Here is a 21,499-nt window from a genome sequence, read left to right as displayed (position 1 = left end):
CTTAGGCCTCCTTGAACCAGAACGTATCCGGCATGTAGACGCCGAGGAACGAGGTCGGATCGAAGCCGTAGAGCGCATGCTCCGGCATATTCCGCATCTTGGCTGATCTAAGGATCGGCTGCAGCGTGCTGTTGATGAGGCCGATCGAAAAGACCTGCTGGGTATAGAGGGACAGCATCTTGTGCCAGATAGCCTCACGCTCTTCCATCTTGGCGCTGGCGCCCCATTGGTTCAGAAGATCCACAAGCTCGGCCGCCTCCGGCAGGTCAGGCGCCTCGCCCTCCTGGCCGGCCGAAAGATAGTACATGCCCCAAAGCGGCCATTGAAGCTGGTCGTCAAGCGTGGGGGCTAGTCCATAAGGAGACATGTCGGCTGTCGGCACTCCGTTATCCAGCCCGTACCAGATCGACATCATGATCGAACCGCTCATGGCGCGATTGCGAAAGACGTCGCGCTGCGAAGTGCGGGTAAAGAGCGCCAGGCCGACATTGGCCCAGTGATCGTGCACGAGTTCCAGAACGTCCGTGTCGAGATTGCTTTCACCGGCAGTCTCAACGGTGATTTCGGCGCGCCGACCGTCCGGCAGGAGCCTGATGCCGTCGCTGTCGCGCTTGTCGAGGCCGAGTTCGTCAAGCAGCTTATTGGCCGTGTCGGGGTCGAAATTCACATAGGCATCGGCATATTCCTGCCTGAAGAGCGGACTTTCGGGCAACACCGTATCGGCACTCGCTTTGCCGAGACCGTAAAAGGCGACCATGTTGATCTCATGCCGGTCGATTGCCAGCGACAAGGCCCGGCGAAAGCGCACGTCGCGGAAGAGTACGCGCCAGGCTTCGTCGGCGACGTTGAGGTTCGGCAAGAGCGTCACGCGCGAGCCGCGTGCCATCTTCCAGAGATCGACTTTCACCGGGAAGCGCTTTTCCGCCTCTTTCAGGAAGGTGTAGTCGTTGAAGTCGATACCGGTCGCCTGCAGGTCGGATTCGCCAGCACCCGCCTTGGCGGCGATGATGGAGGAAGACGAGACGTTGAGGATGAAGCGGTCGAGATAGGGCAGTTGCACGCCGTTTTCGTCGACGCGGTGGAAGAAGGGGTTGCGCTCGAAGATGAACTGATCGGCCGGCGGAGCCGTGCGGTTCTGCCAGGGATCGAGCGTCGGCAGGTCGGGATTGTTCGGCCGTGAAGCGAGCGCCATCTTGATGTGCAGGTCGGCCCATTTCTTGGCGCGGCTTTTTTTCATCAGCTCTTCCAGCTTGGCCTTGTCCTGAAAACCCTTGTGGAATTGTTTCAAATAGTGGCCGGGGCCGTAGATAACGAGCGGCAGAGGTCCGGCGAGCGATGACAGGAAGACCGGGTTGGGCTTGTCCCAGCTGTAGCGCACGGTCAGTTCGTCGAGCACTTCGAAGCGCGGCAGGGAGCCGTGGGGACGCAGCTCAAGCGCGCCGCCGCCGGGCGTCAGTTCCTTGTTGAGGATGACGTCTTCCCACCAGTAGCGGAAGGCTTCGGCCGTGAAGGGATGACCGTCCGACCACTTATGTCCCTCGCGCAGACGAAAGGTGAAGACCGTATCATTCTCCGAGGTGAAGTCGCGCAGGATATCGGGCTGGAACAGCAGCTTCGTGTCGTAGCCGACCAGCCGCGAATAGCCGTAGACGGTCATGTAGCGGATGTCGCGTACGCCGCCGATGATGGTGCGCACGCTACCGCCATAGGTGCCGGGTACACGGCCCATCTCCTTGAGGTTGATGATACGCGGCTGCGCAGGAATGCGCTCGGCCATTGGCGGCAGGCTGCCGTTGGCGAGCCTCGCCTTCAAAAATTCGGGCTCGGCGATCTGCTGGGCCACGAGCACCGAAGGGGCGATGGTCGAGCCGATCAGGCCGCCGAGGAATACGCGGCGCGTCACCATCAGACCAGCTCCTTCGCATCGGCGCCCTTGCGGGCGCGCACCAGATGGCCGCCGCCGAGATCGGCATAGGCGAGTTCGGAGGCATCGTCATGGTCGGCCCTGAAGACACGGCCCCAATTTTGCTTGTCGGCCGCGCCATTTTCCTGCAGTGCCTTGAAGTCGAGCGGCCGGTCAAGATCCGGGAAGGGAACGGCGGCAAGCAATGACTTCGTATAGGGGTGAACCGGATCGCGCAGGATGATTTCACGCGGCGCGATCTCGACGATACGGCCCTTGCACATGACGGCGATGCGATCAGCCATGTAGTCGACGACGGCGAGATTGTGCGAGATGAAGAGATAGGTGAGCCCAAGTTCTTTCTGCAGATCCTTCAGCAGATTGAGGATCTGAGCCTGCACCGAGACATCGAGAGCCGAGACCGGTTCGTCGAGAATGACGAGCTTGGGACCGAGCGCAAGCGCCCGGGCGATGCCGATGCGCTGACGCTGGCCGCCGGAGAAACTGTGCGGATAGCGGTTGAGATAGCGCCGGTCGAGGCCGATCGCGCCCATCAGCGCCTCGACCTTGGCCTTGCGATCGGCACTGTCGCCGCGATCATGGATTTCGAGCGGCTCGCTGAGAATATTGCGCACCGTCATGCGCGGCGAAAGCGAAGAAACGGGGTCCTGAAACACCATCTGTATCTTGGTGCGTAAATCCTGCAGTTCCGAACCCTTAACGGAGAGGACGTCGATGACATCCTTGCCGTCGTTGAAGACGACCGCACCGCTATCAGGCGTGATCGCGCGCATCAGAATCTTACTGACGGTGGTTTTGCCGCAGCCGGATTCGCCGACGAGCCCGAGACATTCGCCGCGGCGGATATCGAAGCTGACATCGTCGACAGCGTGCACGATGGTGGCCTCCTGGCCGCCGAAGAAGCTACGCTTGCGCGTTTTGTAGGTCTTGGAAAGGTTGGCGACGGAAAGGAGCGTGCTGGGCGCTTCCTTTTCGACCGGCCTCTTCTTGCCGATCAGCGATTCCAGATTGACCGGAACCTCCCTCAGGGCTTTCAACCGCTCGCCCGGCTTCATATCGAAATGCGGAACAGCGGCCATCAGAGCCTTGAGATAGGCATGCTGCGGATTACGGAAGATCGCCTCGACCGGACCGGCTTCCATGATCTCGCCGTGATAGATCACCACCACTTCATCGGCCATATTGGCGACGACCCCGAGATCGTGCGTGATGAGCAACATGGCCATGCCGAGCTTGGCCTGCAGATCGCGCAAGAGTTCGAGGATCTGGGCCTGGATCGTCACGTCGAGCGCCGTGGTCGGCTCGTCGGCGATCAGCAGCGCCGGCTTGCAGATCAGCGCCATGGCGATCATGGCGCGCTGGCGCATGCCGCCTGAAAGCTCGAACGGATACATGTCGTAGGTGCGTTTCGGATTGGAAAAGCCGACGAGGCCGAGCATTTCCTCGGTGCGCTGGCGCGCTTCCTTCTTGTCGGCATCCGTGTGGATCAGCAAAACCTCGCTGATCTGATTGCCGACCGTGTGGAGCGGCGAGAGTGACGTCATCGGCTCCTGGAAGATGGTCGCCATGCGCCGGCCGCGCAGGTCGCGCATATCGGCGCTGTCGCGCGACAGGGAGAGAATATCGGTCGCCTTGCCATCCAGCGGGTCGGTAAACAGGATGCGACCGCTCGCATGAGCGGGTGCCGGCAGGATGCCCATGATCGCTTGGCTGATGACGGATTTGCCGGAGCCGCTTTCGCCAACCAAGGCAGTCACTTTGCCCGGCAGAATGCGGAGATTGGCTTCCTTTACGACACGCAGCCGGTCGCCGAAAACGGAGAAGGCGACGTCCAGATTCTCAATACGCAACAAATCGGCTGCTGACGCCATACCAATGAAATTCCCCAGTCTTTATGTGTTCCCGTTAAGGCACACTACCGTACCGTAAACGGGGTGTCCAGTTGATGACAGGCATGGGGAAAAGCGGCGCATGGCACCTGTGTTGAAGGCGCGTGATGCGAGGCTTCTGATATACGGTGCAGCTGCTAAAGCGGCTGCAATGTTTGCGCGTAATTACTGAATGAATTTTTCGATCGGCGTACGTTTTACCTGTTTCTTGTCGCGGTGAAGCATGATGACCTGTTCGGCTTCCGAGAGGCCGTTCTGAACGGATTCGCGGAAACCGTCGTCGACATGAATGGCAGATGCGGGCGCGCGCGGCTGCAGCACTGTCACCTTCTGGCGGATTCCGCGCAGCTTTTCCTCGCCGAGCGTGATCCATTCGCCGCCGCAATAGCCGGCAAAGGCCTGGCTCGCGACGACCTCGCGGCTGTATTTCTTCGTCAATACCTGCAGGCGCTGCACCTCGTTCACTGCAGAGCCGAAGGCGGAGAAGGTAAGGCGGTCCTTCAGGCCAACATTGCCGAACATGACGTTGCCGACATGCAGGCCGATGCCGTAGCCGATCTTCGGAAGCCCCTTCGCCTCGCGATCCTTGTTCAGCTCGGCAACCCGCGCTTGAGCGTGATGCACCGCGGAAAGCGCCGCCTCACAGGCGATTTTGGAGGGGTCCTTGTGGCGGCCGCAGGGATAGACGGCCAGGAAGCCGTCGCCGAGGAAACTCAGGATTTCGCCGCCGTTGCGGTTGAAGGGTGCGGCGATCGCATCGAAGAACTGATTGAGCGTATCGATATAAGCCTGCCGGCCTTCCTTCTCGGCATACATGGTCGATTCGCGCATATCCGCCATGACGAGAGCGGCACGGATCGTCTCACCGTCGCCACGACGAACCTGGCCGTTCAACACGCGTTTGCCGGCATCGCCGCCGAGATAGGTGGTCAGCATATTGTTGGCGAGCTTGGCAAGCACCGCCATCTTGGCGGCGACCGCCAGGTGGTTCTGCATGCGCAGCAGCGCGTCGATCATGTCGTCGGAAAAACCGACCGGGCTGTCGGTCGACCATGAACCCATCATGCCCTGCACCGAGCCGTCACCGAACGGCTGCACGAAGGCGAGGTAATCGGTGATCTTTTCCTGCCGCAGATCCTCGAAAATCGGGAATTCATTCGGGCCTTCAGGCATGATACGGCGACGGATATGCTGCAGATTATTGTCGAGAAGATGGAAATAGGGGCTCTGCAGGAAACGATCCTGCTTCTGGCCGGCCGGCATCCGAAAGCCTTCGATGGTTACGCCGCTCGCGCGCTTCCAGGTGAAGCTCAGTGCGTCGTAGAGGGGATGCAGCATCGAGAAGGTTAGGTGCACGCGCGCGAGTGGCAGACCGGCGGCAGCAAGCCGCTCGCAGAAACCGCGCACGATGTTTTCAAGGTCGTCACCGGCCAGCGAAGAATTCGTCAGCCATTCAGCAACACGGTCCAACAAAATGGAGGATACGCTGGATTCGATCGTGCTCATTCTTGGTATTATCCTCATGTCGCACGTCCATCCCGAAAGGCAAAAACGACCCAGACCTGCACATTCACGACGAGCAGATCACAAAGAAATCAGGATGTACGAGCGGCATTATCGTGTCAACGATTGCCAACGGCCGGCTGTGACACCCGCCGGCTTCCGACCTCCTGGAAACTGGCGAGCAATCTTTGCAAAGTGGTTCATTATCATCTGCCAAAATAGGCACGCTTAAAGTGCGAAACAATGGCATCAAGAATTTTTTTGTGCGCCCCGGTTGCCAAATTGGCGCCCCGTCACAGCCGGTTAATGAAGCCGGAGCTTGGTATGGTCAGGCGCCATGAAGAGGCCGGGTTTAATTTGCCGCGATCATGCATTAGATCAGCGTTCGGATTCACTTTTCGCAAGAGGCATGGCCTTGGACGCACGCTCCTCCACCTTCGGGACACTTTCAAAGAAGATTGAGACGCGCACCGCACGTGCCGGCATCATCGGTCTCGGTTATGTCGGCCTGCCGCTGGCGATGGCCGTGGCGCGCAGCGGCTTTGCCGTGACCGGCTTCGATATCGATCCTAAGAAGATCGTCGCGCTGGATGCCCGCCGCTCCTATATCGATGCGGTGACGAATGAGGCGCTGACGGCAGAGATCGATGCGGGGCGATTCTCCTCGACGACCGATTTCGCCGGACTTGCGGATTGCGATGTAATCGTCATCTGCGTGCCGACGCCACTCACCAAGCATCGCGATCCCGATCTTTCCTTCGTGGAAGCGACCTCGCGGTCGATCGCCGCCCATCTGCGGCCGGGCCAGCTCGTCGTGCTGGAATCGACAACCTATCCCGGCACGACCGACGATATCGTGAAGGTCATCCTCGAAGGAACGGGGTTAAAATCCGGCTCTGACTTCTTCGTCGGTTTCTCGCCGGAGCGTGAGGACCCCGGCAACCAGCATTACCACACCGCGACGATCCCGAAGGTCGTTGCAGGCGACGGCATGCAAGCCCTATCGCTCATGAAATCTTTCTACGGTGCTGCCGTCTCGACCGTCGTTCCGGTCTCTTCCAATGCGACGGCGGAAGCGGTCAAGCTCACCGAAAACATCTTCCGCTCGGTGAATATCGCGCTCGTCAACGAGCTGAAGACCGTCTATGCGGCAATGGGCATCGATGTCTGGGAAGTCATCGACGCTGCCAAGACCAAGCCGTTCGGTTATATGCCCTTTTATCCCGGCCCTGGTCTCGGCGGCCACTGCATTCCGATCGACCCTTTCTACCTCACCTGGAAGTCGCGCGAATACGAGCTGCCGACCCGCTTCATCGAGCTTGCCGGTGAGATCAATTCGGCCATGCCACGTTATGTCGTCGGCAAGCTGGCCGAGGCGCTCGATGTCCGTGCCGGAAAAGCGCTCAGCCGCTCGCGGGTCCTCGTACTTGGCCTGGCATACAAAAAGAACGTCGCCGATATTAGGGAAAGTCCATCACTGCGCCTGATTGAAATCATAGAGGAGCGCGGCGGCAAGGCGGATTATCATGATCCATTCGTCGCCGAGATTCCGCCGACCCGTGAATATCAGGCGCTGAAGGGCCGGCAATCCATCGACCTGACGCCGGAAGCCATTGCGGCATATGACGCGGTTCTCATTGCGACCGATCATGACATGATTGACTACGTTACTCTCTCGGAGAACGCCAAACTGATTGTCGATACCCGAAATGTTTTAAGCCGCCTCGGCCTTTCGGCCGATCACGTCATCAAGGCGTAACGAGCGCGGCGGAAAGCCGCTTGCCGGTGATCTGGCTGGCAGCGACCGCATAGCCACCGGAGGCACCATCGATGAAGTGCATGTGGTCGCGCGAAAGTGGCGTCGGCACGAAGCATGTCACCAGTGCCGATGACTGGCGGTGCAGGCCGTAGCGAGCCACGCCTCGTTCCTGCGCCTGCTTCAGCAGCGTCTCGATGCGGGCGAGATGAGCGGCATCCACATCGATAGTCATCTTCAGTCCGTCATCGAACTTTCGGAAATCCGAATTGCCCGCGATGTCCTTCTTATAGCGGCGAGCGTCGAAATGAGCGAAGGTGAGGCCGAGTTTGTGCAGGAAAACGATCAAGCCGGTCTGCAGGAAAATAAACAGCTTTTGCCGCAGCCGTCTGCCTTTGGGCGCCGTCGCATTCACCTCTCGATCGATACCCGTCATCGAAAAGGCAAATTCCGGCCCGTCTTCCGGCACCGGATGGCCATTGCGGTTCTGCTCGGCTGTGATCGAAACGATGCCGGCGACGAGAGCCTGGAATTCCGGGCCGGAACCAGCTTCGCCGGGGACGGCGATGATAGAGACGATCTCGCCGTTGCGGGCCTCGATCGGGCTCCAGCGGCAGGATAGGCCCGTCAGATCCGGACGGGTGCCGGGTGCGGCCTTTTCCACGCCATACCGGCCCATCTTCATGTTCTTTTCGGCCCAGATCGTGCCGCCGCCGGAGAACATCGCATAGGTGACATAGGGACTTGCCGAATAGCGGGCGACGCGCACGTCGAGACCTTCCGCGCGGATATCGGCGATCGGCACAATGGCGATACGCAGATCGAGGTCAAGATCCTCTTTCACCCAGACCTGTGTCGCGGCGAGCGCTTTTCGCGCTTCATTCTCAAGCGAGGCTGGCAAAGCGAGCAGCGCGCCGTCGCCCGCGAAGACAAAGGGATAGTCGCCTTTGCCGACGGCGTTCAGCACCGCGGAAATGACGCTGGCGCCGGCCATATTGACGTCCTTGTAGCGGCCACCGGAAATCGCTTTCGTCGAGCCGACGATATCGGCCATCGCCAGCACCCACCCTTCGGGCAGCGGCTGGTAATTGCTCTCATCGGTCACGCCTTCGAAGTCGCTGAAGACAGGCACGTCGGCGAAGAATGCGTCGTTGGACATCTCGTTCATGAGGCTGAGTTTATCACAGACCCGTGTTGCCGCTGCAACGGCAATTTGCGTTTCCGGCAATCGACTTACACTGCGTCGATATGGTAGCACCGCTGACATATTTTATGATGGACAGGACAAGATGAGCCGCCTCGACAGCTTCATTCGCCGATTGACGGCTCAACGCGATATTCTCAACGCGATCATTGACCTGGTAGAAGAGGTGGAGGGGCCGGTGCTCGAATTCGGTCTCGGCAATGGCCGCACCTACGACCACCTGCGCGAACATTTTCCCGATCGACGCATTATCGCCTTCGATTGGGAGATACGCGCCTATTCCGCCTCTACGCCGCCGGCCGAAAATATGGTGACGGGCAATATCCGCGACACCGGCCAGGCTTTCCTCGGGACCAATGCCGCACTCGCCCATGCCGACATCGGCACCGGCCATGACGAGATTGATGCCGTGACGTTGACCTGGCTGCCGCAATTGATGGCTGGCGTGCTTACCCACCATGGCATCGCCGTGAGCGGCCTGCCACTGGAACATCCCGAGCTTTTGCCCCTGCCTCTGCCCGGCGGCATCAAGGAGGGGCGCTATTTTCTCTACCGCAGGAAATGATCCGCGCTTATGAAGCGCAGGAATAGGGCGTAGCCGACAGCGCTGAAAATTTTGCCTCGAAGTCGGCCGCGATTTTTTCCAGCGTCACGTCGCCCAACCGTCTCAGGAGCAGGGCCTGGGCCTCCTTCATCGCGTCCTCGAGGGCGGCATTCACGGCTTGTTCCACAAGGCATTTCGGCTGGTCATCGGCCGGGCCGATGGCGAAAAGATGCGGTTCGCCGATGGCGTTGTAGACATCAAGCAACGTGATTTCCGACAACGGGCGCACCAGCGTCCAGCCCCCGCCATGCCCTTTTTCGGAACGGACATAGCCCTGTTCTCGAAGGCCGGCCATGGTGCGGCGGACGACGACGGGATTGGTGTTCAGCATCTTTGCAATCATTTCCGAGGTCACCGAATGTTCATGCCGATCCATGTGGATCAGCACGTGCAGCATGCGTGAAAGGCGGCTGTCATTGCGCATGGGGTCCTATTCCTGTCGATCGAGTGGACCCATTATCACAAGCAGATCGTAACAAGACAAGTAACATGATGCTTGACCGTAACCCTTCATGTAACTTATGTTGCTTCATGATGAGGACGCCATTAAAGGAGAGTTTTATGTCATTCGAAGTCATCGTCATCGGCGGAAACTTCGCGGGCCTGTCCGCGGCCATGCAGCTTGCCCGGGCGCGACGACGGGTTCTGCTTGTCGATGCAGGCACGCCACGCAATCGGTTTTCGCCGGCGTCGCATGGCTTCCTGGGCCAGGACGGTCAGACGCCCGCAGCGGTCATGCGGGAGGGGAAGCGGCAGCTTTCGCTTTATCCGAACATCACCATTCGCGACGGAGAAGTTGTTCAGGCGCGTGCGGATGGCGATGAATTCGTGATCGACATCAAGGGCGGTGGCCAAGAAAGGGCCACGCGCATCGTTCTGGCAATCGGCATAAGCGACACACTGCCTGAAATCTCCGGGCTGCGAGACCGATGGGGGCACTCCGTGCTGCACTGCCCCTATTGTCACGGTTATGAGGTGAGCGGCGGTAAGCTCGGTGTGCTCGCAAACCATCCGCAGTCGGCACATGCGGCCATACTCATTCCCGACTGGGGAGAGACGACCTATTTCACGCAGGCGCTGTTCGAGCCCGATGAAGAGCAACTCGTACGCCTGACCGCTCGTGGCGTAAGGATCGAACGCAGCCCTGTCGTGGAATTGCTAGGCGATAGTCCCAGGCTTGAGGCCGTTCGCCTTGCCGATGGCCGGGTCGTGCAGCTGGACGCCGTGTTCGTCGCTCCGAAAACGGCGATGGCGAGCCCGATTGCTGAACAGCTCGGCTGTGTCTTCGACGACGGTCCGTTCGGCCCGGTTATCCGGACCGGCGATAATAAGGAAACCACCGTCAACGGTGTTTTTGCCGGCGGCGATGCGGCAAGCGCCATGCATAACGCCACGCTCGCTTCCGCCTCGGGCGTGCTCGCAGGCGTGCATTGCCATCAATCGCTGGCAATGCGGGCCCGATAGTTCTTCTTCGGTCTAAGGCAGGAACAGCACGTTATATTGATCGAATGCACCCGGCAGATCACGGACTTTCATCTCCTTCTCGCCGTCCTCGAAGACAACGAGACAATCCTCGTAGAAGCCGGCGAGCGTGCGAATGAAGGCCGTCGTGCCCTCCGGGCCATAAAAGAGCGGCGTGAATTCCATATAAAGAGGAGCGCGGCGGGCAAGCAACGGCTGCATCGAGCGGCAGGCTACCGGCTCATAACCCTCAATATCCATCCAGACGAGGCCGATGGCAGTCTGGTCGATGCCGAGACCGTCGAGAATGCCGGTCACGGACCGCACCGGAACTGTGATCTTCCGGTCGCTGGCGCTCTGGCGGATGGCGCTGCTCTTGCCGTGATTAGCGCTGTTCAAAAAGAAGTCGATCTTGCCTTCGCCTTCGCCGGCAGCGCAATTGACGAGGCGCACCGTGTCGATAAGACCGTTCTGGCGGATGTTCTGTTCCAGAAGGCGGAAATTGCGCGGGTCGGGCTCGACGCTGACGATCCCTGCAAATGCGCGGGCGAGCGCAAAATAGACTGTCTGTGTGCCGATATTGCCGCCGATCTCCAGCAGCATGCTGTCCTTCTTCAGCAGGCCGCGCTGGCGCAGGATCACGAGCAGCCGGTCGACTGCCTCGCGCTCGAAATGGCCCTTCCGGAAGACCTTGCGGCCGATATAGTCGGCGGGTGAAAAACTCATCAGGTGATCGCCGGCATCGACGGTCATGGAGGTCACGCGCGGCCCGATATTCTCGATCAGCAGCCGGCGGCCAAAGCGGGTATTGAAGAAACGCGTGGCCAGCGCATTGCGTGCCTTGCGCAAACGGCGCTTCCAATATTTGCCTGTAAGCCATGCTTGGCCGGACATTATTGTCTTTCCTTGAGCGGTTCGGCGGCTTTCTCTCTCGGAATGACATAGACTTTCAAGGGGAGTGCCCGGCCACGCACATTGATTTCGCAACTTTCGATCGTTTCCGGATTGATGCCGGCGCGCATCGCGACCGGCTCGGAAATGACGATCGCAGCGTTGAGCTCCTTTGCCGCCGTCTCCAGGCGACTTGCGACATTGACCGTATCGCCGACGGCCGTCAGACTGCGCACCCGCCCATAGCCCATCGTGCCGACGACTGCCGGGCCGGCGTGGATGCCGATTACGATCTGCAACGGCAAAGGCAGTTCGTCGGACAATTCGGCGGCGAGTTTCTCGATCTCGGCAATAATCGTGGTTGCGGCTGCCATAGCCTGCCGGCAGGCTTCCTCAGGCGTGGTGTTGAGGCCGAAGAGTGCCATGGCGCCGTCGCCGATGAATTTGTCGAGCCGCCCACCGGCCTGTTCCACTGCTTTGCCGACGATCCCGAAATAGCGGTTCAGCAGGAAGACGACGTCGAAGGGCAGGCGGGTTTCGGTCAGCGCTGTGAAATGACGCATGTCACAGAAGAGCACGGCGATCTCCCGTTCTCGGCCGGGACTGGTTTCCTGGCTGTTGGCGGGAAGGGCAGCCTCCGTCTGCGGCACGAGCAGCGGCGCGACAGTCAAGTCCTTATCCGGGCGGAGCTGACAGGCGAGGCGTACATCCGGTGCCGCATTGATGCGCTTCAGCGTCGTCTGCTCCAGCTTGTCGGGCGGCGGCAGGGTCCAATAATCGCTGAGGATCTGCACGCGGCAGGTGGAGCACTGGCCCTTGCCGCCGCAGACCGAATAATGCGGCAGGCCGCCAAGCCTGCTTGCTTCCAGCACTGTAAACCCGCGTGGTACGCGCACCGTCTCGCCGCCGGGATAGTGAACCGCGACTTGATTCGCCCGCTCCTTTAGCCTGCGGCGTGCCCGTGCCAGGATGACGAGGGCAAGCGCTGCGGAGAAGCTGCCGTAGAGCCCGGCGCGGATCGTCGCGATGTGCTCGCGTGCGTCGGGATCGCTGTCATAGCGGGTATTGATCATTTCTTCGTAATGTCCGGCTTCAGCCTCGATATACGAGGGATCGGACAGTGTGCGGCCCATCTCGACGAAGCCGAGCAGCGCCAGCACTGGCAGGAGGATGGCGATCGCCAAAAGCAGTGATGAGGAATTGTCGTACCAGGGCCGATAGCGAAGCCAGAAATGTATGCCGATACAGCCATGGATCCAGACGGCGAGCAGTGCGAAAGTCTGGCGCACGCCGTTCTGCGGCGAGTTGATCCAGAGCGTGCGAACGATCGTTTCGTAATTGTCGGCATAGCCGTAGAGCGCATGGACGATGCGGGTGCCGATGACATGGTCGATGAGCAGCAGTGGAATCAGAAGGCCGAGAACGATCTGCGCCATCTCGTTCTTCGGCATGACGAGGCTGCGGCGCATATAGAGCCCACGCAGCACCAGCGTCATATGGACAAGGACCGATCCGTAAAAGAGTAGCGTGCCCAGCGGATTGCGCCAGATCGCCAGAAACAGCCGGCGCGCATCATCGGCCGCTGTCAGCGAAACAAGCCCCAACGCATGGTTTGACATATGCAGGATGATGAAGACGAACATCACAAGGCCGGAGCCGAGCCTGGCCTTCCTGATCGCGCGTTCCGAAAAAATCTCTGTGGCCCAGACCGTAGTCATCAATTCCTGTTCTTGAAGCTCAAATCGCAAATGCACTAGAGAAGACGAAAAAGGGCGGAATTATCGTCTCGTCTAATCACGATCGCTTCGGTATGCCTGCCTGTATCGTTCAAGATAGTGACAATAGCGGAAATTTTCGCTTACGGCGCGAGCGCCGATTGGAAACACACTGTCACAACCGGAGTGTCGCGATGCGGATCGCTTTCTATGCGCCGATGAAATCGCCCGATCACCCGGTGCCGTCAGGCGACCGGCTGATGGCGCGGTTGCTGATCCGCGCGCTGGAAGTGGCGGGGCATTCGGTCGAGGTCGTGTCCGAATTCCGTATCCATGCCGGCACGCCGGAGGCGGCGGCCGATGTGCTGGTGACGGCGGAAGACGAGCTTCAACGGTTGCAACGCAAATGGCGGGACGAGCCGAAGCCCGAACTCTGGTTCTGTTACCATCCCTATTACAAGTCTCCGGATCTCTTCGGTCCCACCATCGCGGCGCAATTCGCCATTCCCTATGTCACGGCGGAAGCCTCTTATTCGCGCAAGCGCGACGGAATGGGCTGGGCCGCCTTTCAGAAACGGGTCGCTGACGCCATCCGGCAGGCGGCGATCAACATCGCCTTTACCGAACGCGATCGGAAAGGGTTGGAAGACGTCTTTCCCAAAGCGCGTATCGCCGAGGTAAGACCTTTCATCGAAACAGCGCTCTTCGAGGCGATAACGCCCACTCCCGATCCGCAACGCCTTATGACCGTGGCCATGATGCGGGCGGGCGACAAGATGGCGAGCTACAAGATGCTCGCTGCGGCACTACGCACAATCGAGGATCGGCCCTGGACACTCGGCATCATTGGCGACGGGCCCCTAAAGACCGATGTGCAAGCGCTGTTTGCGGGTTTTGCCCCCGGTCGTATCGACTGGCTCGGGCAGCGGGAACCCGAAGAAATAGCCGACCTGCTTTCGACGAGCGGCATCTATGTCTGGCCGGGCTGCGGTGAAGCCTATGGACTTGCCTATCTCGAAGCGCAGGCGGCGGGCCTTCCTGTCGTGGCGCAGGAGACGGCCGGTGTGCCTGCCGTGGTGGAGGCCGACATGACCGGACTATTGACGCCGGATGGCAATACGGAAGCCTATGCGCGGGCCATCGCCGGACTGCTGGAGGAGCGCGGGCGCCGTGACGCCATGGCATCCGCCGCCCGCCGTTTCGTCATCGATGAGCGCTCACTTGCCGGCGCGTCACATCAACTGGATTTGATCCTACGCAATCATGCAGGAGCAGCACATGATCGATAGCAGCATCCGCGAGCCGTTGTATCGGGAGTTGGAGCGCTGGCGTACCGCTGGCCGCGTGGCTCGGCTCTGGCTGCGGGATGACGATGCAATCGAGCCGACGGCGGCGCTGGAGCGACTGCTCGCCGAGACGAAAAACTACGGCATCCCCGTGACGCTGGCGGTCATTCCAGCCTTTACCGGCGCGCCGCTTGCCCGACGGCTTGCAGATGAGGCGCATGTCAGCGTGGCGGTTCACGGCTGGGCGCATCACAACCATGCCGGGCCGGATGAGAAGAAGCAGGAACTCGGTGGGCCACGTCTGGAGGAAGCTGTTCTCAACGAGCTCTATGAAGGCTTCCTGAAGCTGAAGGACCTCTACCCGACACGCTTTCTGACCATGCTGGTTCCGCCCTGGAACCGGATCGACAAGGGTCTCGTTCCCAAGCTTCCCGCACTCGGCTTCGAATCCCTTTCCACTTATGGACGCGTCAGGGGGGAAAGCCCACTCGCCGTCGTCAACTCCCATGTCGACCTGATGGACTGGCACGGCACACGCGGCGGCCGGCCGACGGCAGACCTGATCGGCGAACTGGTTGCGGAGCTAAAGGACAGGTTCGAGGGTCGCAGCGAGCCGATCGGCGTGCTCGGGCATCATCTGGTGCATGACGCGGCCGCCTGGGATTTCCTTGCCGAACTCTTCGAGGAGACGGCGGGCCACCCTGCAGTGGAATGGGTCTCGGCAACTGCGTTGGTGCAGGATCAGATGTCGACCACCTGATTGTCGCGGGCGGCGAAGGCGCCGGCAAAGGCGGCCTGCGCCTCGCTTTCCATAACGGCAAGCTGGTCATCGGTGCGCGAGGGCGCATGATGGAACAAGGCGAAGCGCTTTGCGCCCGCCATTTTCGCAAGTTCAGTGCCATGCTGCCACGTGGAGTGGCCGAAGCCCTTGAAGCGCTGCATCTCGTCTTCGTTATAGGTGCAGTCGTAGACCACGAGATCGGCGTCCTTCATCATCTCAAGCGCCACCGGATCATGCGTCCCCGGAATGTGCTCGATGTCGTAGATCAACGCCACGATGCGGCCCTTCCAATGGATGCGATAACCGATCGCGCCGCCCGGATGGTTCAGCATGTAGGTCTGCATTTCGACGCCTTCATGCGGGGTCAGCGTCTGGCCCGCGTGGAAATCACGGAAGTTCATCGTCGCCTGACAGATATCGGTCTTTACCGGAAACCAGGGCGGGCTGATGAACTGCTCGACCATTTCGCGCGTGCTCATCTTGCCGTCCAGGTGGCCGGACCAGATGTTGACATTGATCGACGGGTAGTAGATCGCCTTGAAGAAAGGCAGGCCGATGATGTGGTCGTAATGGCAGTGGCTGAAGAAGAGATCGACATCGCGGACTTCATCCGCAAGAAGCGAAAGGCCAGCCTCCCGCAATCCCGAGCCCGCGTCGAAGATCATCCGGTGCTCGCCGCAGCGAATTTCTATGCAGGAGGTGTTGCCTCCATATTGGTCGAATTCCGGGCCTGACACGGGAATGCTTCCCCGAACGCCCCAAAATTTTACCTGAAACAGATCGTTACTCATTTTCCTTCAAACCAGCTTTCCCGCTTCGTCATCGTAGTCACCATCGATCTCGATGCGAAGCTGCAGAATTCCACGGGTTTGCCTATATCCCCTCGCGCTCTTCCAACGGCTAGCCGAAGAAGAAGTAGATTTTCCTAAGCAATCGGCTTTTGGCTCAGAATGCAAGCCGGTATGGTTCGTTTTCGGTAAACGTTCCGGCATATGCGAGGTCGCCATATTTCCCGCGGGATCGTGCATCTTAAATGGTTGCGCGCGACCGAAAATGCAAATCTCTGCATTTCTGCGGTGTTAAGCCGTTGCACTATTCCAAAATCCGGGCGGAAGATTTTCGCGGAACAGGTCCAGTCAGGTGGGCACAGCTCTGAGCAAAATGCGGAATCTTCGCTCGCAAGGGCGGTTATAGCGACCGCTCTTAAAGCGAGGCGGTGATCCCGCCGTCCACCATCAGCATATGACCGTTGACAAAGGACGACGCGTCCGACGCCAAGAAGACGGCGGCACCCACTAGTTCTGCGACATCGCCCCAGCGGCCAGCCGGTGTGCGGGTCTCAAGCCACGCGGAAAATTCAGGGTCATCGACGAGCGCCTGATTGAGCGGCGTCTTGAAGTAGCCAGGCGCGATGGCATTGACCTGCAAGCCGCGCTTTGCCCAGTCGGTCGCCATGCCGCGGGTGAGATTGCGCACGGCACCTTTGGTGGCCGTATAGGGCGCAATGTTCGGACGGGCGAGTTCGGCCTGTACCGAGGCGATATTGATGATCTTGCCACGGCCGCGGCCGATCATTGCCTGTGCCACCGGCTGGCTCACATAGAAGATGCTGGACACATTGGTGCGGAAAAGCTCGTCCCATTTTTCGACAGGAAAATCCTCCAGCGGTGTGCGGAACTGCATTCCGGCATTGTTGATGAGAATATCGATCTGGCCGATCTCCGTCTCGATATAGGTAATAGCCGATCGGCAGGCCTCAGCATCCGTCACATCGAAGGCGGCGCTGACTGCATGGCGTTTCTGCTCGCGGATTGTCTCGGCTGCCGCCTCCGCCTTCTGGGCATTGCGGCCGTTAATGATGACGGAGGCGCCGTGTTCGGCAAGGCCGAGCGCCAGAGCGTAGCCGATGCCCTGGCTGGAGCCTGTCACGAGCGCGCGGCGGCCGGAAAGATCGAAGAGCGGAAATGTCACGGGATCACCCTCTGAAATCAACATGCTTACATAGCCGGTTTAACCGCTGCCGTGCAGAGGCGATGAGTTTGTCCCCAGACGTTGATATTGCCGACCAGTTTCGTTGCCAGGCGCAGCGAAGCGACGGTCGCCATCGCCATCGGCAGCAGGACAAGCCATTCGAGCAATCGGGACCGCACCCGGTTGCTGCTTATGGACGAGCGAATGGTGGAAGGCCGAGAGCCGCTTGGTGGCGACGGGCCGCCTTGCCCGCCGGCCTGACGTTCAGATGCACCATTGCTCATGGGCTCTTGTCTCCGATAGATGAGAGGAAGGCGCGCATGATCGCAGTCAGCGCTTCCGGCTGTTCGACGGGCGGAATATGAGCGCAGTCCGTGATCATTTCGTAGCGCGCTTTGGGAATCAGCTTTGCCGTTGAAAGCACCAGATCCGGCGGCGTCGAACCATCCTGATCACCGACGATGCAGATGGTCGGCACCTTGATCCTGCCCGCGGCCTCGGTGAAATCGGCGTCGCGGACCGCCGCACAGGTGGCAACATAACCTTCAACCGGCTGGCGGATCAGCATGTTGCAATAGCCGGCATAAGCGATGTTTTCCGGCCGGCGGAAAGCCGGCGTGAACCAGCGCTCCATGACCATGTCGACGATGCTGGCAATGCCATTCTTCTCGACAGCGGCGATACGACTGTTCCAGCTATCGGCTGTCCCGATCTTATGGGCAGTGTCGCAAAGGATCAGCGCTTTCACCAGATCCGGGCGGCGCTGGTAGAGCGACTGGGCGATCAGGCCGCCGACCGAGAGCCCACAGATGACTGCGTTCTTCACCGAAAGCAGATCAAGCAGGCCGGCCAGATCGGTGGCATGGTCCTCCATGGCGTAGGGCACCTGGCCGATGTCGGAGAGACCATGGCCGCGCATGTCGTAGAGGACAATGGCATAGTCACCGGCAAGACGCACGATCACATCTCGCCAGATGCGGAAGTCCGTACCGAGTGAATTGGCAAAGACGATAACCGGCCTGTCAGCAGGCGCGCCGATGAGCTGGTAGTGGATCGTTACGCCGTTGATACTGGCAAACTGCACTTTAAATCTCCTCCACGCGCAAATTGGGCGAGTTGATCCGGTTAAGTAGGTGAAATTTACCGGCTTTCCAATAACTCAGGGGTTGATACGAGCGAGACGAAGAGACCAGTCGGACCGACGGTTGCGCGCTGTGCAGCCGGCCTCCCGCTCGTTGCTGCTCTTGATCCTCATGGAGACAATCCGCACGGCGGTGCTGGAGAATTTCAGGCTAACCCGCGCCTGCGCACGAACCTTCAAGACAGACGTCTCATTTGCTCGTAGCATCGGTCCCTTGGGCATCCAGAGAGGCGGAAGCAATGACAACAGGCTTCATCGGTCTCGGCGTTATGGGCACGCCGATGGCGCTCAATCTCGCGCGGGCAGGCACAAATCTCATCGTCTGGAACCGTTCGCCGGAAAGCGCTGAGACGCTACGGACAGCCGGCGCCGAGGTTGCCGCGGATGTCGACGAAGTGTTTGTCAAAGCCCGAACCGTCATCCTTATGCTTGCGACGGCGGCGGTGATCGACACGGTTCTCGGGCGCGGCACACCAGGTTTTGCCGAACGTGTAGCCGGACATGTCGTCATCCATATGGGGACCACCGCGCCCGAATATTCGAAAGCGCTTGAGTCGGATATTCGTGCCGCCGGCGGCCGTTATGTCGAGGCGCCTGTTTCAGGCTCGCGTCGGCCGGCAGAGGCAGGCCAGCTTGTGGCCATGCTTGCGGGAGATGCGGATGTCGTCGAAAAGATTCGTCCGCTTTTGAGACCCATGTGCATGGAAACGGTTGTCTGCGGTGCCGTGCCGAATGCGCTCCTGATGAAGCTTGCCGTCAATATATTTCTGATCACGACGGTGACGGGGCTGTCGGAAGCAGCGCACTTTGCCGCCCAACAGGGATTGGACATGGGACTTTTCAAAGCCGTCGTCGATGCCGGCCAGATGGCGAGCGGCATCTCGCGCATCAAGAGTGGTAAGCTGGTGGATCGGGATTTCTCAGTACAGGCGGCGATCTCTGACGTGTTGAAGAACAACAGGCTTGTGGCCGAAGCGGCGCGGCAGGCAGGTATTGCCTCGCCGCTGCTCGATGCCTGCCATACACTTTATGCCGAAACCGAAAGCCTGGGATTCGAGCGCGAGGATATGGCGGCTGTCATCCGCGCGCTTGAAGCGCGGACGGAAGCGCTCGGCCAGTCTTTTGCCGACTGAACGCCAGACCGGGCTGGCCTTTCGCGTCATGCTGACGCAATCTTGCCTGTGCAGAGAGCGGCTTTTGAAGTTGGACGGTTGAATGCGCGTCTTGCTGGCGGAAGATGAACCGGAAATGGCCGCCGTGCTTGTGGCGGCGCTCCGCTGCAACAATATCATCACGGATCACGTTTCCACCATCGAGGCGGCCGAGGAGGCCGTGCGGCTTAACAGCTATGATGCCCTGCTGCTCGATCGCAGCCTGCCCGACGGTGATGGGCTTGAGCTGATTGCCGACGCGCGCCGCATCCAGCCCGCCGTTCCAGTCATCATGTTGACGGCACGCGGCGATCTGAAGGACCGGATCGAAGGCCTCGATCTCGGCGCCGACGACTATCTCGCCAAACCCTTTGCGGTCGAGGAACTGATGGCCCGTTTGCGGGCCATTTTGCGCCGCCCCGGCAATATCGAGATCGAGAGCCTGCGCCTCGGCCGGCTGCATTTCGACCTGCGCAACCGTGAGGCGCGTGTCGGCGACATGGCACTCGAATTGCCGCGTCGCGAATTGCTGGTGCTGGAAGCACTCATGCGCCGGGCCGGCCGCACGGTGGAGCGCTCAAGCCTCGAGGAAGCGGTCTATGGCATGGATGACGAGATCCAGTCCAACGCGCTCGATGCGCATGTCTCGCGGGTGCGCCGCAAGCTCGATGCCGCAGGCGCCGGCGTCGAAATCCATACGATCCGTGGCGTAGGCTATCTGATCCGGCAGGCCCGGTCATGAAGACGATGAAGTTCTATTCGCTGAAATGGAGGCTGATACGCCGGCTGGTGGCGCTGCAGGCCGCAACCCTGGTGCTGATCGCGATCGCCTTCGCCTTCGTCTTCTGGATTTCGGGCATGAGCGGCATTTTCGCTCCAGACGAACATGCAATCGATGCGGTTTCGGAATCGATTGCCTGGAACGCCGACGGTTCGATGCGTATCACCAACACCGATGATCTGGGTTACCAGCGAGATAAGGCGGCCGACTTCTGGTTTCTGGTGCGCGATCAGCAGGGCCGCATGGTCAGCGAAGGCAATGTGCCGGCGCAATATCTCGCCATCGCCGCGTCGGGTAGCGATATCGCCGAAGCCCGTTTCAATGGGGATGAGGACAATCCGGCGACAATTGCCGCACGCCTGCAAAAAATAAAGACGGATCACGGCGATCTGCTCGTCATTGTCGGTCGGCAAGGCAGCCTCTCTGCCGGCAAGCTGCTGGTTGTCTTCATGGCAATCGCTTCCGGTATCGTGCTGCCGGTGATTTTGCTGACGGGCCTGATAACACTGGCGGTCACACCATTCGTGGCGCGAGGCATCCACCGCGGATTGAGCGAGGTGGCGCAGGCGGCACAGGGCATCGACGGGACGACACGCGGCTACCGTTTGCCGCTGGAAAACGTGCCGGAAGAAGTTGCTCCACTGGTGATTGCCATGAACGAGACGCTGCAGCGTCTCGACGATGATCACAACAAGCAGCGGCGTTTCATGCTGGCCGCCGCCCACGAGCTGCGCACGCCGATCGCCATCCTGCAAAATCGCCTGGAAACTATGCCGCCGACGGAGGCAACGAACCGGCTGCTGGAGGATGTCGCCCGCCTTTCGACGCTGGCCCAGCAGCTGCTCGACCTGCAGCGGCTCAATCAGGAGCCGGTGCCCGATTGCTCGATCGATCTTGCGACGGTTGCGCGGCGGCAGGCCGCGGAGCTTGCGCCACTGATCATTGCCGCGGGCTATCAGGCGAATTTTGAGCTGCGCTCGATGCCGGAGCGTATTCTCGGCGACGAGACGGCGCTGGAGCGGGCAATTGCCAATCTGGTGCAGAATGCCATCCAGCACGGAGGCAGGAGCGGTACGATTACCATCGCCGTGGAGCGGCCGGCGCAGATCTCCGTCAGCGATGAAGGCCCGGGCATCGCAGCCGAAGACCGAGAGCGGATCTTCGAGCCCTTCCAGCGCGCCAATGGGCGCAGCCAGGGTATCGGGCTCGGGCTCCATTTGGTGCGCGAAATCGTCAAAATACATCACGGGCGCGTCTGGGTATCGGATGCGGCCGGCGGCGGGGCAAGCTTCAACATGAGTTTCGAGTCGACAGTTCAGCCCGCGTGAATCTTTTGCGTGGCGCCGGCACATGTCATGCTCGCATCATTTTAAAACGGAATATCGGCCATCGATTGATCGATGCTGGAGACCCGCATGCAACAGCCGCCACTGGCCGCCTT

19 protein-coding genes are annotated in these 21,499 nt (G+C 60.1%); 8 read left to right on the top strand and 11 right to left on the bottom strand.

From position 1 onward, the window contains the following. Position 1: 1 nt before the first annotated feature. The 3 genes from FHT92_RS15585 to FHT92_RS15575 all read right to left on the bottom strand — a co-directional run bounded on the left by FHT92_RS15585 (position 2) and on the right by FHT92_RS15575 (position 5,319). Positions 2-1,906: an ABC transporter substrate-binding protein gene (locus FHT92_RS15585; RefSeq protein WP_183826743.1), complete on the bottom strand. Its 1,905-nt coding sequence runs from the start codon at positions 1,904-1,906 to the stop codon at positions 2-4. After that, a complete protein-coding gene (locus tag FHT92_RS15580; RefSeq protein ID WP_183826740.1) occupies positions 1,906-3,795 on the bottom strand; it encodes an ABC transporter ATP-binding protein in 1,890 nt (629 codons plus the stop codon). Before FHT92_RS15580 ends, FHT92_RS15585 begins: the two co-directional genes overlap by 1 nt. A gap of 183 nt (positions 3,796-3,978) precedes the next feature. After that, entirely contained in the window at positions 3,979-5,319 is a 1,341-nt protein-coding gene (locus tag FHT92_RS15575) for an adenylate/guanylate cyclase domain-containing protein (protein WP_183742617.1), read from the bottom strand. Between the two features lie 412 nt (positions 5,320-5,731). Between FHT92_RS15575 and FHT92_RS15570 the strand changes: the two genes are divergently transcribed. Then, positions 5,732-7,075 carry a nucleotide sugar dehydrogenase gene (locus FHT92_RS15570; protein ID WP_409527157.1) on the top strand — a complete coding sequence of 448 codons (1,344 nt, stop codon included), beginning with the start codon at positions 5,732-5,734 and terminating at the stop codon, positions 7,073-7,075. On the opposite strand, the gene FHT92_RS15565 is transcribed toward FHT92_RS15570, so the two are convergent. Then, the gene (locus FHT92_RS15565) at positions 7,065-8,240 is read right to left on the bottom strand and encodes a DUF3095 domain-containing protein (RefSeq protein ID WP_183826734.1); all 1,176 of its coding nucleotides are present in this window, start codon (positions 8,238-8,240) and stop codon (positions 7,065-7,067) included. The two genes, FHT92_RS15570 and FHT92_RS15565, sit on opposite strands and share 11 nt — an antisense overlap. A 121-nt stretch (positions 8,241-8,361) precedes the next feature. Between FHT92_RS15565 and FHT92_RS15560 the strand changes: the two genes are divergently transcribed. Continuing rightward, positions 8,362-8,841 (top strand): class I SAM-dependent methyltransferase, encoded by a 480-nt coding sequence (locus FHT92_RS15560; RefSeq protein ID WP_183826730.1) that lies wholly within the window; start codon positions 8,362-8,364, stop codon positions 8,839-8,841. 7 nt (positions 8,842-8,848) lie between these two features. On the opposite strand, the gene FHT92_RS15555 is transcribed toward FHT92_RS15560, so the two are convergent. Then, positions 8,849-9,304, bottom strand: coding sequence for an Rrf2 family transcriptional regulator (locus FHT92_RS15555; protein WP_183826727.1), 456 nt, complete (start codon positions 9,302-9,304; stop codon positions 8,849-8,851). Positions 9,305-9,441: 137 nt separating this feature from the next. Here FHT92_RS15555 and FHT92_RS15550 point away from each other — a divergent pair, with 137 nt between their 5' ends. Then, complete coding sequence (locus FHT92_RS15550) at positions 9,442-10,344, top strand: NAD(P)/FAD-dependent oxidoreductase (RefSeq protein WP_183826723.1); 903 nt, start codon at positions 9,442-9,444, stop codon at positions 10,342-10,344. A 12-nt stretch (positions 10,345-10,356) separates the two neighbouring features. On the opposite strand, the gene FHT92_RS15545 is transcribed toward FHT92_RS15550, so the two are convergent. After that, the gene (locus FHT92_RS15545) at positions 10,357-11,235 is read right to left on the bottom strand and encodes an FkbM family methyltransferase (protein ID WP_183742629.1); all 879 of its coding nucleotides are present in this window, start codon (positions 11,233-11,235) and stop codon (positions 10,357-10,359) included. After that, positions 11,235-12,950, bottom strand: a complete 1,716-nt coding sequence (locus FHT92_RS15540) for an adenylate/guanylate cyclase domain-containing protein (RefSeq protein WP_183826720.1) — start codon at positions 12,948-12,950, stop codon at positions 11,235-11,237. The genes FHT92_RS15545 and FHT92_RS15540 overlap by 1 nt, the downstream gene beginning before the upstream one ends. Positions 12,951-13,141: 191 nt before the next feature. Here FHT92_RS15540 and FHT92_RS15535 point away from each other — a divergent pair, with 191 nt between their 5' ends. Beyond that, complete coding sequence (locus FHT92_RS15535; RefSeq protein ID WP_183826717.1) at positions 13,142-14,236, top strand: glycosyltransferase family 4 protein; 1,095 nt, start codon at positions 13,142-13,144, stop codon at positions 14,234-14,236. Beyond that, positions 14,226-14,993: a polysaccharide deacetylase family protein gene (locus FHT92_RS15530; RefSeq protein ID WP_183826714.1), complete on the top strand. Its 768-nt coding sequence runs from the start codon at positions 14,226-14,228 to the stop codon at positions 14,991-14,993. Before FHT92_RS15535 ends, FHT92_RS15530 begins: the two co-directional genes overlap by 11 nt. On the opposite strand, the gene FHT92_RS15525 is transcribed toward FHT92_RS15530, so the two are convergent. The 4 genes from FHT92_RS15525 to pcaD form a co-directional block, all read right to left on the bottom strand. Continuing rightward, positions 14,975-15,805: an MBL fold metallo-hydrolase gene (locus FHT92_RS15525; RefSeq protein ID WP_183826711.1), complete on the bottom strand. Its 831-nt coding sequence runs from the start codon at positions 15,803-15,805 to the stop codon at positions 14,975-14,977. The genes FHT92_RS15530 and FHT92_RS15525 overlap by 19 nt on opposite strands. Positions 15,806-16,217: 412 nt before the next feature. Beyond that, positions 16,218-16,985, bottom strand: coding sequence for an SDR family oxidoreductase (locus FHT92_RS15520; protein WP_183743457.1), 768 nt, complete (start codon positions 16,983-16,985; stop codon positions 16,218-16,220). 26 nt (positions 16,986-17,011) lie between these two features. Then, positions 17,012-17,269, bottom strand: coding sequence for a hypothetical protein (locus tag FHT92_RS15515; protein WP_183826709.1), 258 nt, complete (start codon positions 17,267-17,269; stop codon positions 17,012-17,014). Further along, complete coding sequence (gene pcaD / locus FHT92_RS15510) at positions 17,266-18,069, bottom strand: 3-oxoadipate enol-lactonase (protein WP_183826706.1); 804 nt, start codon at positions 18,067-18,069, stop codon at positions 17,266-17,268. Before pcaD ends, FHT92_RS15515 begins: the two co-directional genes overlap by 4 nt. A 251-nt stretch (positions 18,070-18,320) precedes the next feature. Between pcaD and FHT92_RS15505 the strand changes: the two genes are divergently transcribed. The 3 genes from FHT92_RS15505 (at position 18,321) to FHT92_RS15495 (ending at position 21,386) form a co-directional block, all read left to right on the top strand. Continuing rightward, positions 18,321-19,259: an NAD(P)-dependent oxidoreductase gene (locus FHT92_RS15505; RefSeq protein WP_281413027.1), complete on the top strand. Its 939-nt coding sequence runs from the start codon at positions 18,321-18,323 to the stop codon at positions 19,257-19,259. Between the two features lie 82 nt (positions 19,260-19,341). Beyond that, on the top strand, positions 19,342-20,019 hold the full coding sequence (locus FHT92_RS15500) for a response regulator transcription factor (protein ID WP_183742642.1): 678 nt from the start codon (positions 19,342-19,344) through the stop codon (positions 20,017-20,019). Continuing rightward, the gene (locus FHT92_RS15495; RefSeq protein WP_183826699.1) at positions 20,016-21,386 is read left to right on the top strand and encodes a sensor histidine kinase; all 1,371 of its coding nucleotides are present in this window, start codon (positions 20,016-20,018) and stop codon (positions 21,384-21,386) included. The genes FHT92_RS15500 and FHT92_RS15495 overlap by 4 nt, the downstream gene beginning before the upstream one ends. Positions 21,387-21,499 lie beyond the last annotated feature (113 nt).

The sequence above is a fragment of the Rhizobium sp. BK377 genome (genome assembly GCF_014193935.1).
GTDB lineage: Bacteria > Pseudomonadota > Alphaproteobacteria > Rhizobiales > Rhizobiaceae > Rhizobium.
This window is presented reverse-complemented; position numbering and strand designations above follow the sequence as displayed.